The following is a 16,617-nucleotide window of genomic DNA, read 5'->3' on the forward strand; positions in this document are numbered from 1 at the left end:
CATGCGTTACGTAGCATTTGTCCACAAGGACCCCGATACGGACTATGGGATCAGCTTTCCGGATTTTCCCGGCTGTATCTCAGTTGGCGAAACCGTGGACGCGGTGATTGCCAATGGCACTGAGGCATTGGCTTTCCACGTCAGCGGGATGGAAGCAGACGGCGATGTCGTTCCGGATCCACGTTCGATTGAGGAAATTCGGAGCGACGCCGAATTCGCTGAAGAGCTTGAGGGAGCAAGTTTTGCCCTTGTTCATCTGGTCCGCGACCTTGGATCGACAACACGCATCAACGTTTCACTCGATCTGGGCTTGCTGCGGGCAATTGACGACGAAGCAAAGTCGCGCGGGCAAACGCGGTCAGCCTTTATTGCCTCCGCCGTGCGGCGCGAACTGGTGGAGTGAGTTTTGCCGCAAATCTGCCGTGGAGCGCAGGCACGGTCCGCCCAACGGGAGAGATACATGCGCGCCAGAATTGCGGCTTCGTTGATTGTTGCGGCCAGTTTGATGCCGTTGTTGCCCGCGAGTGGACAGGATCGACCGGATTATCTCGATGATCGATCTACTGCGTCGAGTGTGGTTGCGTCGTTTTACAACGCGATCAACCGGCAGGAATATTCGCGGGCCTATTCGTATTTCGGTATCGATGCAGCTGGCGCCTCTTATGAAGATTTCAAGGCGGGCTATGCCGATACCGCCAGCGTGAGCGTCAAGACCGGTGCGGAAATCAGCGACGGCGCAGCCGGGAGTACCTACTATACGCTGCCCGTTGCCATCGATGCGCAAAGCCGTGCCGGCAAGCATAAGGTCTTTGCCGGATGCTATACGTTGCGGCTGGTGCAGCCGGCGGTGCAGGACACGCCACAGTTTTCGCCGTTGCATATCGAGAAGGCCGCGCTGAAGGTGGCCAAGGGGAGCCTCGACATGCTGGTCGGGAAGCCTTGCGCGCCTTAGAATAGCAGAACTGGATTCCGGTCGGAGTTTATGCTCGGGCGCAAAGCGGCCCGGGGACCGGAATGACACCGTGGATATGATGGATTTCTGATGAAAACTCCGACCCGCCGCCCGACCAGTGCCATTGACCGCGCCGAGGCGGCGTTCAAATCCGCGACCAGCGCGCCAGCCGTGGAAAAGCCCAAAAGCGTGACGCCGCCGTCCGGCAAGGAAATGGTGACGCTGCGGCTGGACCGGGATGTGCTGGAGCACTTTCAGGATGAGGGTCCGGGGTGGCAGGAGCGGATCAACGCGGCGCTGCGCGCAGCCGCGGGCCTTGAGTAGGGTGCGCCGCTATTCACGTCAGGGTGGCCTCCAAACAGCGATTTTCTGCGCTTCCGGTGCTCACGTACAAAACGTACGCTCCGCTCCGGTTCTCGAAAACCACCGTTTTCGTCTCACCCTGACGTGAATTTCAACACACCCTCGCAGGCAATTTCTGCCGGCTTACCAAGCTTGCCGAATTATTAAATTGCGGTAACGCGCCCGTGATTGCCACACATGTTAAGGCCCTCTTAACCACGATGGCGCTTGCTGCCTGAGACCCCGATTTGGGGTTACGACAGCAGAGGGCAATGATGTCGATCTCAAGCACCAGTGCGAGCAGTGCGCTATCGCGCACCAATCGCCCACACTTCAAACCGCCCAGTTTTGAAAAGCTGGACGGCGATTCCGACGGCAATCTGACGCTCGACGAATTGCTCACCGCAGCGCCCAAGGGCGCTTCGGGCACCGACTCTACCAAACGCGCCGAACAATTGTTCAAGGCGATGGATACCGACCAAAGCGGCGGGATTTCCAGCACTGAAAAAGACGCATTCGACACCAAAATGGCGGATCAACGCCAGTCGATACAGTTCATGGCCCAGCAATTGAGCAGCCAGGACAAGGCAAATATCTTCTCCGCCACCGACAAAGACGGCAGCGGCGGGGTGAGCCTCGAAGAATTCTCGGCAGAAGCCGACAAGAGCAAGATCGGCGAGAACGGCCTGAAGAGCCTGTTCAGCATGATCGACGGAAACGGCGATGGCTCGATCAACGAAACCGAGTCCAACACCTTCTTCGACAAACTGGCTTCGGCGCTTGGTGACGAAGCCAAAGCTCAGGGCAAAGGTGGGCCGGGTGGTCCCGGTGGGCCGCCACCAGGTGGTCCGCCACCTGACGCGTCCGGTGACGACAGCAGCGACAGCTCTGCCGACACCACGCTGCTCAGCCTTGCCCAGAGTGCCTACAAGTCGACGTCAGACAAAACGTCAGCGGATTTCCTCGCGTCACTCCGCAGCCTGTTCAACGAAACGGCCTGACCGTCCAGACGAGCAATCAACTTTGCGCCCGCCCGAGCAATCGTGGCGGGCGTTTTCGTCCTTATCGGTCGGGGAGAGATTTGACAGTTGGGCAAGGGCGTTTCATTTTAGTGGCGCAGGCAAGGATTGGGGAGTTCGAGCAATGTTGACGCGCGTTTTGCTGGTGGTGGGTGTGGCTCTGGCTATGGCTGGTGGACAGGCCGAAATGGCCTACGCCAAGGAAAAGCATAAACCGACGGCGCCAGTGGAACAGGTTGCGCCAGTGCAGGACGCCGCGCTTGATCCGCACAATGCTGACGACCTGCAGGAGATTTTAGCTCAGGCGGATGCAGCGGCCTATCCGACCGATGGTTCGGCACCGGACTATGAAACAGCATTCAGGCTCTATTCGCTGGCCGAAGAAGTCGAGAACGCCACGGCGCTGAACGAGCTGGGATTGATGTATGATTTCGGCGATTTCGTTGCCGTCGATGACGAAAAGGCCGTGCAATATTACCAGCGCTCCGCCGATGCCGGCTCGATCGTGGCCAAGAATAACCTGGCACTGATGTATCAGGCCGGCGAAGGGGTAACGAAAGACTTCGAGCAGGCGATCTACTGGTTCCACCAGGCGGCAGACGCTGGCTATGGTTATTCGATGTATCAGCTCGGCAGCATGTATTTTGACGGCCGGGGCGTGGCCAAGGATAGTGAAGAGGCTGTCGCCTGGTATCAGAAAGCTGTCGATGCAGGCGAGCCCAACGCGCATTGGTCGCTGGCGCTGAGCTATCTTTATGGCGAGGGCGGCGTGCGCAAGGATACGCAGAAATCGGCCGAACTGGCCTATTACGCCCTGACCCATGGGGTGAAAGTGGCACTGGAGCAGCTGCAGCGCATCGGCAGCGCCGATACGTCACCAAACTTCCGGCGCAGCATGCAGCAGATGCTGCTGCAGGACGGGTTCTATGTCGGCTCGATCGATGGCAGCTTTGGCCCCAAGACCATGGCGGCGGTGAAGGCGGCGTTCGGAACGGCGCAGTAGGCTTCGCTCAGCGGAAGAACAGCAGGCGCAGCGCCAAGGCGATCGAGACCACCACGACCAGCGGGCGGATGAGCTTGGCACCGAAGCGGATGCCAGTGCGGGCGCCGATATAGCCGCCGATGAGCTGGCCGATGGCCATGGCGATAGCGGCGGGCCAGACCACGTCGCCCGACGGGATGAAGATGGTGAGCGCGGCGAGGTTCGAGGTGAGGTTGAGGATTTTGGTATTACCCGAGGCGCGGGTAAGCCCGAGGCCGAACAGCATGACGAAGCCGATGGTGAGAAACGAGCCGGTGCCAGGGCCGAAAATGCCATCGTAAAAGCCGATGGCGAAACCCATGAGCGGCACGAACCGGGCAAAGGGCAGACGTGCGGCCTTGTCGGCATCGGACAGGTTGGGCGCGAACAGGAAATAGAGCGCGATGCCGATCAGGGCGACCGGCACGGCGATGTTGAGCAACGAGATATCGATGCGCTTGACCACCAGCGCGCCGACGAAACTGCCGACATAGGTGAGCGCGATGGACGGCAACAGCGCCTTGAGCGTGATGAAACCGCGCCGCCAATAGGTGATGGCGGCCATGCCGGTGCCGAACACCGATTGCAGCTTGTTGGTGGCCAGCGCCGAGACCGGCGGCAGGCCGACCGAGAGCAGCGCCGGCAGCGCGATCATGCCGCCGCCGCCAGCAATCGCATCAACAAAGCCGGCGAGCAGGCCGACGGCGGCAAGCGCCAGCAGAACCAGTGGATCAAGCATATCAATGAGGGTCCGTGTGGCGACGACGCTGCATCGGATCGTCCGGCGGCGGCGCGTCGGCGATGCGGCGTTCGTAGAGAGGAATGTTGATCATCGAGGACATGAAGCCGCTCATCATCAACTGGAAGCCAGTGACCAGCGCGGTGATGGCGAGGATCATGGCCCGCATGGTGGTTGAGGCATTGAGCGGACCAAAATCGCGGGCCGCCCATTGCGCAAAGCCCCAGAGCAAAGCTGCGACGCCCAGGGCCATCAGCAGCATGGCCGCGAGCAGGATACGCTCGAGACTTAGCGCCTCCAGAATGTCATGATAGGTGCCGGAGCGCGGAATAAAGCCATAGCGCGAGGCAAAGCGTCGGCCGATCACCGCAAACGAAATCGACTGCACGCCGACAATGACGCACATGGCAGCAACGAGGAAAGTGTGCAGGCCAAACACCACGTGCCCGACACGCAGGGGGCCGACCAGCAGGATGGCGCCGGCCAACAGGCCAATCAGCGTCAGCGCGATGCCCGGATACAAAAACAGCCAACGCGGCGAGAACAGCAGCAGGAAGCGCAGATGCCGCCAGCCATCGCGAAAGGAGCGCAGATGGGGCGGGCGCGAGCGGCCATCCTTGCTCAGCGTGGTGGGCACTTCGGCGACCGGCAGGCCGGACAGCGTGGCTTTCACCAGCATTTCGGAGGCGAATTCCATGCCGGTAGTGCGCAGATTGAGCCCCAGGATCGCCTGCCGATCAAAGCCGCGCAGGCCGCAATGGAAATCGCTGGCGACGGTTTTGAAGAACAGTTTGCCCAGGAAGGACAACGCCGGATTGCCGATATATTTGTGATGCCATGGCATGGCTCCGGGGGCGATGCCGCCCTTGAAGCGATTGCCCATGACCAGCGCCTTGCCGGCGCGGAGTTCGGCCACGAAGGCGTCGAGATTGGCAAAGTCGTAGCTGTCGTCGGCGTCGCCCATGATGATGAAGCGGCCGCGCGCTGCCGAAATGCCGCCAGCCAGCGCCGCGCCATAGCCGCGCTCCGGGATGGGCTGCACGCGGGCGCCTCCGGCCGCTGCAATGGCCTGCGAGCCGTCGGTCGAGCCATTATCGGCAATCAGGATTTCGCCAGCAATGCCGGTTCGGTCGAGAAAACTCTGGGCCTTGGCGATGCAGATGGCGAGGGTTTCGGCCTCGTTCAGGCATGGCATCAGAATGGTCAGCTCAAGTGCGTCCGCCAAAACCCGTCCCCTGCCCAGCGCCTTATGGTTCTGCCGTGAATCGGGTTAGGTGGCAATGCGTTGGTGTTGACCTTATACACCTCCAATGTTAGTTAGGCATACACTTAACTATTTGGGACCGACATGAATCGCGAGATCGATGCAGGCGTGGTGACGACCCGGGTTCTGCCCTACACGCCGGAGGAAGTTTTTGCGGCGTGGACCGATCCAAAGATCGTGGCGCAATGGTGGGGTCCGGTTGGGTTCGGCGACGAGATCGAAACGTTTGATCTCTCGGTTGGCGGGCATTGGAAGCACGTGCTGCGCGGCCCGGACGGCAAGGGTTATGATAACCTGGCGGTGTTCACCGCGATCGAGGCGCCGCACGTGCTGGGATTTGCGCACTATCTCGGCTTCGAGCAACAGGGCACGCCGCATTATACCAATCTCACCCATTTTGCCGCGCATCCGGACGGGATGCTGCTGAGCATGCAGATGGTGTTTGAAAGCCAGGCCTATTTCGACGGGATCAAGCACATCATCCTGCCCGCCAACGAGCAGAATTTTGACAAGCTGGAGGCGGTGCTGGGCAAGGTTTATGGAGTGCGGCGGGAATAGCGCGGCCTAGAACTTCGCACTGATCCCGAGCTTTTCGAGTACGCCATCCAACTGACCCCGGCGGCGGTCGGTCCACTTGGCGGCGCGCGAGATGATCAGGTTGGCTTCGCTCTTGAGCAGCACGCCATCGTCGAGCACGCGCAGCGCGTTGGCGGTCAGCGTCGAGCCGGTGGTGGTGATATCGACGATGATATCGGCCACGCCCGAGGCGGGGGCCGCTTCGGTGGCGCCTAGGCTTTCCACGATCCGGTATTCGGCGATGCCGGCCAGCGCGAAATGCTGGCGGGTGATGGTGATGTATTTGGTGGCGATGCGCAGCCAGCGGCCGTGACGCGAGCGGAAATCCGAGGCGACATCGGCCAGATCGTGCATGTGGGTGACATCGATCCACGGCGCGGGGACAGCGACGACGACGTCAGCGCCGCCGAAGCCGAGGGCTTGAGCGAAGACGACGTTTTGTGGCCCGGTTTCCGAGGTTTCGTGGATCAGGTCCAGGCCCGTCACACCGAAATCGATGGAGCCGCGAATGAGTTCGCGGGCGATCTCCGATGCCGGAAAGAAGCGAACGGTGATTTCGGGATGGCCTTCGATGGCGCCGAGATAGGAGCGGGCGCCGCCGGGGCGGGTGATGGTCAGGCCCCTGGCGGCGAACCAGTCGCGGGTCAGTTCTTCAAGGCGGCCCTTGGAGGGGACGGCGAGGGTAATGCCGGTCATGGCGCGGTCTCCGCTTCGAGTCGGTCGACCCAGAGGGCGCAGCCGGAGGCGGCGATGGGCGCACGGGCGCCGAGGCGTTCCAGCAGCCGGTCATACTGGCCGCCGGAGGCGAGGACTTCGCCGCCCTGCCCGGTGATTTCAAAGACGATGCCGGTGTAATAATCGAGCCGGGGCGAAAAGCTGGCATCGAAGGTGACATCGGCATTGGGGCCGAGCGCGGTCAGGTGATGGCGCAGGGTTTTCAGCGGTGCGCTGAGATCGAGCCGATAGCGCCAGGCGAGCTGTTCGACGCGGACCAGCGCCTGCAAAGCGGGGCCGGAAATGGCGAGGTAATCGCCCAGCATTTTCAGCGTTTCCGCCGGAACGTGTTCGGCATCAAGCGCCTGCTGTTCGAGGTAGCGGTCGGCGATTTCAACCGGAGTGCGGCCTTCGGACAGGCTGAGGCCAGCGGCCACCATCTGCTCGGTGATGTCGTTGAGCAGCGTCTTCAGCGTGGGCTGGGCGGTGCGCTCCACATCTGGGGCAGCGGCGAGGCGGGCCAGCAGGCGCGTGAGCGCTTCGGTGTGGCCGAAGCGATGACGGATGCGCGGGCGCCATGGATCGGGCATGTCGGCCTGGGCCAGCAGGGCTTCGAACAACCCAACCCCGCCGAGACGGATGGCCGGAGCCTTGACCTCGAACAGCTCAAGCGCAGCGCGGGCGAAGGTGAACACCTGATCGAGCGCCACATCGGGATCGGTCTGGGCCAAAAGCTCAAGGCCCGCCTGATCGAATTCGGCGGGGCCATCGTCGCGCTGGCGAAAGATCGGACCGAGATAGCCGAAGGCGGCAGGCTTGCCGACGCCGTCGCTGATGTAGTTCTGCACGATGGGCAGGGTGAAATCCGGGCGCAAGCAATATTCGGCGCCGGTGGTGGACATGGTCAGCAGCAGGCGGCGACCGAATTCCTCGCCGGCGAGGTCGAAATAGGGATCGGCAGAGAGCAGCAGGGGCGGATTGGCGCGGGTGGCAGATTGCGCTTCGACCAGGGCTTCGAGGGCGGTGCGGCGTTCGGCGGGGGTGGTCATTGGTCGCACCAAAAGCGCGGTGTCATGCCGGCGCAGGCCGGGATCCATCTCGACATCTCAGGATAGGCCCCGGCCTGCGCCGGGGTGACACCGAGTGGGTTGAGCGTGTGGCGGAACATCACTGCTCTGCCAGCAGTTTCTGGATGGCCTCGACCAAACCGGCCCGTTCGCATTCGAACTGGCCGGGGCGGGCGGCTTTCCATTCGGCGTTGTCGGTGATGGCGGCGGCGGCCTGCGTGCCGGCGATCAGGTCCTTGATCTGGACTTTGCCGGCTTCGCGTTCCTGGCTGCCTTCGATGATGACGGCCGGGGCATTGCGCTTGTCGGCATAGGCGATCTGCTTGCCGAAATTCTTGGAATTGCCGAGGAACATTTCGGCGCGAATGCCGGCACGGCGGAGCTCCGAGACCATGGCCTGATAACCGGCAGTCTGGTCCTTATCCATCACCAGCACGACGACCGGGCCGACCGGTTCGGCGGTGGTGACGTTCTGGGTGAGCTTGAGCGCATTGAACAGGCGCGAGACGCCGATGGAAAAGCCGGTGGCGGGCACCGGTTCGCGGCGGAAGCGGGAGACAAGACCATCGTAACGGCCACCGCCACCAACGGAACCAAAAACAACCGGCTGGCCCTTTTCGTTGGTGACCTGGAAGGTCAGTTCGATTTCGAAGACTGGGCCGGTGTAGTATTCGAGCCCCCGGACGACGGACGGGTCCAGAATAACGCGGCCGTTGAAGCCGGCGGCGCTAACCAGACCGGAGATGCCGGCAAGCTCCCGCACACCTTGAAGGCCCACTTCAGAACTGCCGATAAGCCCCGCCAGAGTGTTGATAACGGCAACCACATGCGCGTTGCTGCCCTTTTCAACGCCTGCAGCGGGAGTGCCGCTGTCGATATAGCCGACGAGCGTAGCAATCTGCTCGGCGTTAAGACCGGCGCCTTTGGTGAAGTCGCCGCTTTCATCCTTACGCCCTGCCCCGAGCAGCAGCTTGACACCTTCGGTGCCGAACTTGTCGAGTTTGTCGATGGCGCGCAGCACGATGAGTTTTTGCTCTTCGGTGGCAACGCCAGCAGCCTGCAAGACACCATCGAGCACCTTGCGGTTGTTGACCTTGACCACATACTTCCCGGCCAACCCAAGCGCATCCATCACATCGGCCATCATCATGCACATTTCGGCGTCGGCTTCGGGGCCGGCGGCGCCGACGGTGTCGGCGTCGAACTGCATGAACTGACGGAATCGTCCCGGACCCGGGCGTTCGTTGCGGAACACGTAGCCCTGGCGGTAGGAGCGGTAGGGCTTGGGCAGGGTTTCAAAATTCTCGGCAAAGTGGCGGGCGAGCGGCGCGGTCAGGTCGTAGCGCAGGCTCATCCATTGTTCGTCATCGTCCTGCAGCGAAAACACGCCGGCATTGGGACGATCGGTATCAGGCAGGAACTTGCCCAGCGTCTCGGTATATTCAAACAGCGGGGTTTCGACCGGATCAAAGCCATAGCGCTCGTAAACCGCCTTGATCTTGTCGATCATCTGCCCGACGGCGGCGATTTCGCCGGGGGTACGGTCTTCAAAGCCACGCGGCAGGCGTGGCGCGATCAGCCTGGTTTTTTCGGTCATTTTGGCAGTCCTGCAAACTCGGGGTGTTCGTAGCGGATCGGGGGTGGAGTGACAATGGTGGGGTTGGTGTTTGCGGAGGCGACTGAATTTGCAGTCGACACCCTCCCCGTTGCGGGGAGGGCGTCGACTGAGGGATCGAAAGGCCTACCGCGTGAAGCGGTCGAAATCGACCGTGGTGTAGCCCTGCTCGATCCAGTGCGGTCGACGCTGTTCTGGCGGCAGGCCGACATCGGCGCGTAGCCGGTCGGGCAGGTTGGGCGGCAGGCGTGGGCGGCTCCACCAGGCACGGAGCGCGGTGATGAGCACTTTGAACAGACCAAGCTGCAGCACAGCATTGGCGATGTGGGTTTCAGGGCGCAGCGCAACGCTACGCTGGTCAAGCGTGTCATAGGTCATGATGGTTCCGGTCGCGTGACGCGGCCGGCCTCTGTTGGGTTGGGAATGATGGCGGAGCACGGATCGCGAGCGAGCCGGATTCAGCACATCAGTTCAGTTGGGGTTTGAAAGTCCACGACCGGGGACCGGTCGATGCAGCGGCGCGTTGAGGCTTAGCCTCGGTGCCAACCGTGCATATGAGTGCCCTGGCGGAACGCGATTGCAATGACTGTCATGTGCGTCTCCCTTGGGGCTAGTGTGGACGTTTGATGTGTAACTCACGCCGACGTGTTCGCCAAGCGCGGATGCGGCGGGATGACGCAGAAGGGGCGCGGTGTTGCGGGGAAGACACAACCATTAGCGCCTTCCCTTCTCCCCTTGCGGGAGAAGGTGCCCGAAGGGCGGATGAGGGGTTTCTCCCTGAAAGTCAGCGCCTGCGGAAGCAACCCCTCACCCTGATTTCCTGCTGAACGCAGGAAATCTGTCCCTCTCCCGCAAGGGGCGAGGGTGAAGACTGCGAACTTGGCTAGGTCAGGGCCTCACCAGCGCGGTGCGTTCCGCTTCGCACTCGGCGCGGCAGAAGCAGCCCTGGATGTGGTCGTTGACCAGGCCCATGGCCTGCATGAAGGCATAGCAGGTGGTGGGGCCGACGAAGTTGAAGCCGCGTTTGCGCAGGTCTTTGGAGAGCGCCCTGGAGGCTTCGGTATGGGGCATGGCCAGCACCGAGGCGTGGGTGATGGTGGTAGGGCGAGTTTCGAGGTGGGGTTCGAAACTCCAGAAATAGGCGGCGAGCGAGCCGAACTCTTTTTGTACTTCCATGGCGCGGCTGGCATTGTTGATGGCGGCAACGATCTTGCCGCGGTGGCGGATGATGCCGGGATCGAGCAGCAGGCGATCGACGTCCTCATCGGTCATGGCGGCGACCCTGGGAATGTTGAAACCGTGAAAGACTTCGCGAAAACGTTGGCGCTTGCGCAGGATGGTGATCCAGGACAGCCCCGCCTGAAATCCTTCGAGGCAGATTTTTTCGAACAGGCGGGTATCGGAGGTGACGGGACGGCCCCATTCCATGTCATGATACTGAATATAGAGCGGATCGGCGCCAGGCCAGATGCAGCGCGGGCGCATATCGGCAGTATCAGTGGTGTGCGCGATTGACATGGGTAGCCTCTGGTTACTATGAGCCAGCCATAGTCTGTGGAAACACGCAAGTGATGGGACAGGGCGGCGAAGCCTTTCACCCGTGCCGAAACAGCTTTTGCCGGAGGGATAACGGCTGTGCAGATACCGGGCCGCTTACGAGCGCTAGTGGTAGACGACAATAGCTACGCGCGCGCCATCTCGACGGTGAGTTTCAACAAGATTGGCATCAGCCAGGTCGATGAGGCCGACAGCGGCGCGCAGGCGATACTGGCGCTGCTGAGCCAGGATTACGATGTGATGCTGATGGACTGGTATATGCCGGAAATCAGCGGCGCCGGGCTGATGCAGGTGCTGCGCGATCCACGGTTCGGGCCGGCCTGCACGCTTCCGGTGATCCTGATGACGGCCTATGCGAGCCGGGAGAACATTACCCGGGCCCGCGAACTGGGCGTCAACGAAATCCTGGTCAAACCATTCAGCGCCGAGCAATTGGGCGTTGCATTAGGCAAGGTGCTGGCGCCGTCGGGCGGGTTTCAGGCCGCCGCGACCGACGAATTCTTTCTCTAGGCAGCCGTTTACCGGATGTTCACCACGCCTGTCGGCAATGGCTTAACCATGCCGGTTCACGCCAAATTGGCCTTTTTTCGCAATGATCGGGACAGGCTGCGGATCGACCGCGGCAATCCCTGTTGTGCGAGTGCTGATATGGCTCCCCCGCGTATGGTTGCAAAAGGCGCGCTGGCGCTGTTGCTGAGTATTTCAATGCTGCCGGTGGCCAGCTTTGCCAATGGCATCCAGGCCAACAAGGTTTATTACACCCCACCTCCGGGCATGACGCTGACCAAGAATACCCCGCGCAACAGCCTGCAATTGCAGGCCAGTTACCAGGTCAATCCGGCGTTCCTGCGCCAGATCGTGCAATATCCGACGAGCGAGCACAGCGGCACCATCGTCATCAATACCGGCGAGCACTACCTGTATTTCGTGCTCGGCGATGGCCGGGCGTTGCGCTACGGCATCGGTGTCGCCAAATCCGGCTTCGAATGGAACGGCGTCCACCAGATTACCCGCAAGGCCGAATGGCCCGGCTGGACCCCACCGGCGGAAATGCTGCAGCGCCGGCCAGACCTGCCGCGCCACATGGAAGGCGGGCCGAACAATCCGCTGGGGGCGCGGGCGATGTATATCGGCTCAACGCTCTACCGCATTCACGGCACCACGGAGCCGTGGAGCATCGGGCTCAACGTGTCGTCCGGCTGCATCCGCATGACCAACACAGATGTGATCGATTTGTACGAGCGCGTAAAACTGAACACCAAAGTGATCGTTCTTTAATAAGGATTTTCCAGCACAGTGACACCCGGCCTGCTCAGGGTCGTTTCGGTATGGGTGCGGCTCGATGAATGCCTTGGTATCGCTTGTCAGGCGGTTCGGCGTGGACCAGCGCGGCGTCTTTGGCATCATTTTTGCCATACTCGCGGTGGTCCTTGTGGCCTTTTCAGGTGCGGTGGTGGACTTTGTGTCCCTGCAGCAGACGAAAACCCGCATGCAGGTGGCGCTGGATGCCGCCGCGCTTGCCCTGCAGAACCGCGTGTTCGACGTGCCGCTGAACGCCGCCGACATCAAGGCCAAGGCGCTGGCGCTGACCATCGAACGTGTCGACGATGCGCGGGTCACCATTACCATGGACAACCCGACAATCAACGTCACCGACGGTTCGCTGCTGCTGACGGCGCGTATGGACATGCCGACGATCTTTGTATCGCTGGTGGGCGTGCAGCATATGGGCGCGACGGTGCTTTCGCAGGCGACGCGCAAGAAGCTGGCGCTGGAAGTTGTCTTTGTACTCGACAATTCGGGGTCGATGCAGAATTCGGCCCGCATGACCAACCTCAAGACCGCAGCGGCCTGCGCCACCAATATCCTGTTCTATTCGGCCGTGGACGCGACGACCTGCGCCCCGGCCAGCGGTGCGACGCTGGTGTCCAACGTCAAGGTGGGCGTGGTGCCCTTCACCATATTCGTCAATGTCGATCCGACCAATTCCACCCAAAGCTGGATCGACAAGACCGGCGCGTCGCCGACCGCAAAAGACAATTTTGACTCGGACGACAATGACAGCACCGCTTTTGCCGGCCCGGTCAACCGGCTTGCCCTGTTTGCCAGTGTTGGGGAAGCCTGGCGCGGCTGCGTTGAGGCACGACCGCATACAGCCAGCACAGGCGGCGGCGCGCATTATCTGGACACCGACGATACGGCTCCAGTTGCGGGCAATACGCTGTTCGTACCGCAATTTTCACCGGACCTGCCGGACACCATAGCGTCGGTCGGCTCAGGCTATCAAAGCTATCTGAGCGACAATCCCGCAGCCTGCAAGGTTACCGGCAATTGCCAGTGGACCGAGACCAAAACCAAGTGTTCGTCCTACAGCAGTTGCAGCGGCGGCACGGTGACCAATGCCTATGTGCTGACGGGGGTCAACAAAGGATCGCTGAGCTGCACCTGCTCTTCCACGGCCCCATGGCTGACAGACAGCGGCACCAGCACCTATTCCGGCAGCGGCAGCAACCGCACCTATAGCCGCGTTCGCACCTGCGGCGTCTCCTACGATGCACAGGGTCTGTCCGACCGCGAACTGCAGGAGCGCCTGTGCAAATATAACGGTGCGGTGACCGGATCCGCGTTCTCGACCGGCCCCAATGCCGACTGCACGCGTGAACCGATCCTGCCGCTGACCAGCAATCCTGCCAACGTGCAGCAGACCATTACCGACATGATCGCCGATGGCGGCACCAATATTCATGAGGGGGCCGCCTGGGGCTTCCGGGTGCTGTCGCCCGGCGCGCCGTTTACCCAGGGCGCGGCCTATGGCACGGCGACCAAAAAGGTCATGATCATCATGACCGACGGCGAAAATACCGCCTACAATGTCAGCGGCAACAGCGTGCAGAACGCCATCCGCGCCATGAACGGCTCGATCTGGTATTCGGCCTATGGCTGGCCGTACAACCTGCGCCTTGGTTCGCTCACCAATCCGCCCAATGCGGACATGGTGACCGAAATGAACAATCGCACCGTGCAGACGTGTACCAATGCCAAGGAATCCGGCGCCGGCATCGACATTTATACCATCGGCCTAGCTACTGCGAGCGTCACCCAGAGTACGCAGGCCGTAGTGGAAACCATGCTAAAAAACTGTGCGAGTTCAACGGACAAGGCGTATTTTCCGGCAACGTCCGCCGAGTTGACGCCAGTGTTCAAGAGCATCGCTGCCCAGTTGTCGGCGCTGCGCCTGGCGCAATAGTATGGAAGCCGGCGCCAGAAGGCGCCGATTGAACTTTATACGCGGGTGAAGACCAGCGTCTGGCAGAGCACTGCCGCCTTGCAGCCCTGGACTTCGATGGAGTCCGGCCCGGTCTGGGTGATGGTGGCAGAGGCCTCGCTACCGTCAAACATCACGGTGCCTTTCCACTCGTTCGGAGCGCTCTGGGCTGCCTTGAGGACCTGCTTATTGACATAGGCAAGGTTCTCATCGGTGCGCGACTTGCCCTGAACGTCGAGCAGCACGCCGCACAGATCAGTTCCGCCACCGCACAGGGCGAACTTGAAAGCGGTACCAAACTTGTCTTTGAATTGCCCGCTGGGGTCTGCTGGCTGCGCCGAAGCGCTGGCGCCGCCAGATTCGGCATTTGCCGTAAGAGTTGGGCCAGAAAGGGCGACCAAAACGGCGCCCAAGGCAAAAGATGCCTGTAAAATCCTCATGACGTGCTCCTGTAACAACGCCGCCGCGGTTTGCTGCCGGCCACCGTTGCAGTGTTAATGCGCGTTTACCACGAAGGGTTGCGACGCAAGGACGATCTGTGATCGGCTTTGGCGAACAGGCGTTCGACGGCTTCAGGGTTCCTGATCGTCGCCTTCGTCTTCTGCGTCGTCTTCAAAACACTTCCAGAAGAACGCGTCGAGCTGGCTGTCCGCCTCGGCCTGACTGGTTTGGCGTGCGATCAGGGCAGCTTTAAGACGCGCATAGGACGAGCGATCGGCTGACGACAGGTTTTGCGCAATGGTGTCATGCCGCCGGAAGACTATTGCCATGGTTTTCCTGCCGAGCCGCGATGGCTGATCGTTGAAGCGCTGCCGGGTGGCAAGATGCCGGACGCCGGCGTGCCGATACGCAATCGGGTTGCGACGGCAATGGCGGTGGTACCACCTCTCGGGATCGAACCGAGGACCTCTAGATCCACAATCTAGCGCTCTAACCAACTGAGCTAAGGCGGCGAAAGCTCCCGCAGGGCGCCAAAGCACCCGAAAGCGCGCGGAACATAGGGCGGGAATCCGGCAATGACAAGCGCCTATTTCGACCCTGTGGATTTGCCGCATTTGTCTGGTCGCGCAGACGGATCGTAAGGTTTTTGCACTTAACCATGCCAGCGTTTGGATGGCCCGCCTGCACCCGGCTCTATGGACCCTGCCCGGTGCGCACTATATTGAGGAAGTGTTAAGTTTTCTGCCATTTTGTACCAAGCTGGCACAATGGCGAGCCGACCCCTGGGAATGGATCGCACGACCATATGACTGCCGACTGGATGACAACCCCGACCGGCCGACGCGTTTTGCAGCATGAGGCTGACACGCGCCCGGCATGGCTTTGGTCGCAGGATGGGTTGACCCTGTTGTGGTCCAACCCGGCTGCGGCGTTCTTCCTTGGCCGGATCAAGAAGCACGGCATCAAGCTGGCCCAGCCAGCCGCTCCGATCAAGGGCCAGGTGGCGCGCATTGCCCGGCTCGGCTCGCTGGGCCGTTCCAGCCTGTCACGCGTGCAGTTTCTGGCAGGCGACAAGCCGGCCTCTTCCACCTGTGCCTGTACACCGCTGGAATGGGAGGGCGGGCAGACCGCCGTGCTGATCGTTGGCGTTGACGCCATTGCGCCCGAATTTTTCGAGGACGAGGCGGACGACGCGCCGGTTGTGGCGACTGTGGCTGACGCACCGGAGGTGGTCGAGCCCCAGGCCGAAGCGCCGACGGCGGTGGTTGCTGCGAACGATAGTGCGACCGACACGGCGCCAGAACCGTCGGCCGATCCAATCGGGGCTATCATCGAGGCCGATCAGCATGCCTATGTCGAAGACCTTGGCCAATGGCATGAGGACACCGCGGCGGGTGACGAGCCGCACGTTGAACCGACGGCGGAAGCGGTCGAGGCGGTAGAACCGCAGCGCGATGTTCAGCCCGAAGCGGAAACTGCTGCTGCCGAACCAATCGCGCCCGAGGAACAGTTTGAGGCTGAGCCGGAGGCCAAGGCCACCGAGGCAGAAACTACGCCGGAGCACACCTGGGCGGCAGACCCAGAGTCGGTGACAACAGACGCGGTGGAGCCGACCAACGAGCCTGTCACCACGGACGAAAATACGCGGCCCGAGGCAGCGCCAAGCAGCCGGTTGACCGGCCTGATGGACCGGATGGCCAACCATGCCGATCTCTATTCGCCGCTGACCGACGCTGATGATCTGATGCTGTCGGACGTGGCCGCGGAGATGGCGGCCCAGGCGCCGGAATTGTTCCGGGTTATTGGCCGAGGTTTTGTTGCCGACGAGGCCGAGAGCACCGATGCCGAGGCCGATATGGCGGATGTGCAGCGGCTCGATGCGGACAGAGGCGCTTTGCCAGACGTAGCCGAAAGCGACCAGCAGGACTTGCAGACGCTGGATGGCGAAGGCGGAATGCTGCCCGAAATCGCTGCGGCCGAAGCGCCGGCCTTTGCCGAGCAGTCGGAAGCGTTGCGCGATATGGATAGCGCCGAGCAGAATGCCG

General features: G+C 61.6%; 19 protein-coding genes and 1 tRNA gene. 10 read left to right on the forward strand and 10 right to left on the reverse strand.

Annotated features, from left to right (window positions below):
- The first annotated feature begins 1 nt into the window (after position 1).
- From ABIT12_RS04175 to ABIT12_RS04195, 5 genes are all read left to right on the forward strand, one after another.
- Positions 2–403: a type II toxin-antitoxin system HicB family antitoxin gene (locus ABIT12_RS04175; protein ID WP_348045723.1), complete on the forward strand. Its 402-nt coding sequence runs from the start codon at positions 2–4 to the stop codon at positions 401–403.
- 57 nt (positions 404–460) lie between these two features.
- Positions 461–952 (forward strand): hypothetical protein, encoded by a 492-nt coding sequence (locus ABIT12_RS04180; protein WP_348045725.1) that lies wholly within the window; start codon positions 461–463, stop codon positions 950–952.
- A gap of 90 nt (positions 953–1,042) precedes the next feature.
- Positions 1,043–1,276: a BrnA antitoxin family protein gene (locus tag ABIT12_RS04185; RefSeq protein WP_348045727.1), complete on the forward strand. Its 234-nt coding sequence runs from the start codon at positions 1,043–1,045 to the stop codon at positions 1,274–1,276.
- A 290-nt stretch (positions 1,277–1,566) separates the two neighbouring features.
- Positions 1,567–2,295 (forward strand): EF-hand domain-containing protein, encoded by a 729-nt coding sequence (locus ABIT12_RS04190; RefSeq protein ID WP_348045729.1) that lies wholly within the window; start codon positions 1,567–1,569, stop codon positions 2,293–2,295.
- A 142-nt stretch (positions 2,296–2,437) separates the two neighbouring features.
- A complete protein-coding gene (locus ABIT12_RS04195; protein WP_348045731.1) occupies positions 2,438–3,316 on the forward strand; it encodes an SEL1-like repeat protein in 879 nt (292 codons plus the stop codon).
- Between the two features lie 7 nt (positions 3,317–3,323).
- Here the strand turns inward: ABIT12_RS04195 and ABIT12_RS04200 are convergent, their stop codons facing one another.
- Positions 3,324–4,073, reverse strand: a complete 750-nt coding sequence (locus tag ABIT12_RS04200; RefSeq protein ID WP_348045733.1) for a TSUP family transporter — start codon at positions 4,071–4,073, stop codon at positions 3,324–3,326.
- A 1-nt stretch (position 4,074) separates the two neighbouring features.
- The gene (locus tag ABIT12_RS04205) at positions 4,075–5,298 is read right to left on the reverse strand and encodes a glycosyltransferase family 2 protein (RefSeq protein ID WP_348045735.1); all 1,224 of its coding nucleotides are present in this window, start codon (positions 5,296–5,298) and stop codon (positions 4,075–4,077) included.
- Between the two features lie 123 nt (positions 5,299–5,421).
- Between ABIT12_RS04205 and ABIT12_RS04210 the strand changes: the two genes are divergently transcribed.
- Complete coding sequence (locus tag ABIT12_RS04210) at positions 5,422–5,895, forward strand: SRPBCC domain-containing protein (protein ID WP_348045737.1); 474 nt, start codon at positions 5,422–5,424, stop codon at positions 5,893–5,895.
- A 6-nt stretch (positions 5,896–5,901) separates the two neighbouring features.
- Here ABIT12_RS04210 and hisG read toward each other — a convergent pair whose 3' ends face one another.
- From hisG to ABIT12_RS04235, 5 genes are all read right to left on the reverse strand, one after another.
- Positions 5,902–6,609 (reverse strand): ATP phosphoribosyltransferase, encoded by a 708-nt coding sequence (gene hisG / locus ABIT12_RS04215; RefSeq protein WP_348045739.1) that lies wholly within the window; start codon positions 6,607–6,609, stop codon positions 5,902–5,904.
- Entirely contained in the window at positions 6,606–7,676 is a 1,071-nt protein-coding gene (locus ABIT12_RS04220) for an ATP phosphoribosyltransferase regulatory subunit (RefSeq protein WP_348045741.1), read from the reverse strand. The genes hisG and ABIT12_RS04220 overlap by 4 nt, the downstream gene beginning before the upstream one ends.
- Positions 7,677–7,794: 118 nt before the next feature.
- A complete protein-coding gene (gene hisS, locus ABIT12_RS04225) occupies positions 7,795–9,291 on the reverse strand; it encodes a histidine--tRNA ligase (RefSeq protein WP_348045743.1) in 1,497 nt (498 codons plus the stop codon).
- A gap of 144 nt (positions 9,292–9,435) precedes the next feature.
- A complete protein-coding gene (locus tag ABIT12_RS04230; protein WP_348045745.1) occupies positions 9,436–9,687 on the reverse strand; it encodes a hypothetical protein in 252 nt (83 codons plus the stop codon).
- Positions 9,688–10,197: 510 nt separating this feature from the next.
- Positions 10,198–10,827: a DNA-3-methyladenine glycosylase I gene (locus ABIT12_RS04235; RefSeq protein WP_348045747.1), complete on the reverse strand. Its 630-nt coding sequence runs from the start codon at positions 10,825–10,827 to the stop codon at positions 10,198–10,200.
- 147 nt (positions 10,828–10,974) lie between these two features.
- Between ABIT12_RS04235 and ABIT12_RS04240 the strand changes: the two genes are divergently transcribed.
- The 3 genes from ABIT12_RS04240 (at position 10,975) to ABIT12_RS04250 (ending at position 14,113) form a co-directional block, all read left to right on the forward strand.
- The gene (locus tag ABIT12_RS04240) at positions 10,975–11,376 is read left to right on the forward strand and encodes a response regulator (protein ID WP_348045749.1); all 402 of its coding nucleotides are present in this window, start codon (positions 10,975–10,977) and stop codon (positions 11,374–11,376) included.
- A 153-nt stretch (positions 11,377–11,529) separates the two neighbouring features.
- Positions 11,530–12,144 carry a L,D-transpeptidase gene (locus ABIT12_RS04245; RefSeq protein ID WP_348045751.1) on the forward strand — a complete coding sequence of 205 codons (615 nt, stop codon included), beginning with the start codon at positions 11,530–11,532 and terminating at the stop codon, positions 12,142–12,144.
- Positions 12,145–12,244: 100 nt separating this feature from the next.
- Positions 12,245–14,113 carry a pilus assembly protein TadG-related protein gene (locus ABIT12_RS04250; protein ID WP_348045753.1) on the forward strand — a complete coding sequence of 623 codons (1,869 nt, stop codon included), beginning with the start codon at positions 12,245–12,247 and terminating at the stop codon, positions 14,111–14,113.
- 35 nt (positions 14,114–14,148) lie between these two features.
- Here the strand turns inward: ABIT12_RS04250 and ABIT12_RS04255 are convergent, their stop codons facing one another.
- The 3 genes from ABIT12_RS04255 to ABIT12_RS04265 form a co-directional block, all read right to left on the reverse strand.
- On the reverse strand, positions 14,149–14,571 hold the full coding sequence (locus ABIT12_RS04255; RefSeq protein ID WP_348045755.1) for a hypothetical protein: 423 nt from the start codon (positions 14,569–14,571) through the stop codon (positions 14,149–14,151).
- A gap of 132 nt (positions 14,572–14,703) precedes the next feature.
- Complete coding sequence (locus ABIT12_RS04260; protein ID WP_348045757.1) at positions 14,704–14,901, reverse strand: hypothetical protein; 198 nt, start codon at positions 14,899–14,901, stop codon at positions 14,704–14,706.
- 106 nt (positions 14,902–15,007) lie between these two features.
- A tRNA-His gene (locus tag ABIT12_RS04265) sits at positions 15,008–15,084 on the reverse strand.
- A 308-nt stretch (positions 15,085–15,392) separates the two neighbouring features.
- Here ABIT12_RS04265 and ABIT12_RS04270 point away from each other — a divergent pair.
- Positions 15,393–16,617, forward strand: a 1,225-nt coding sequence (locus ABIT12_RS04270; protein WP_348045759.1) for a hypothetical protein, incomplete at its 3' end; no start/stop codon positions are given.

This window comes from Devosia sp. (assembly GCF_039927955.1).
Taxonomy (GTDB): Bacteria; Pseudomonadota; Alphaproteobacteria; order Rhizobiales; family Devosiaceae; genus Devosia.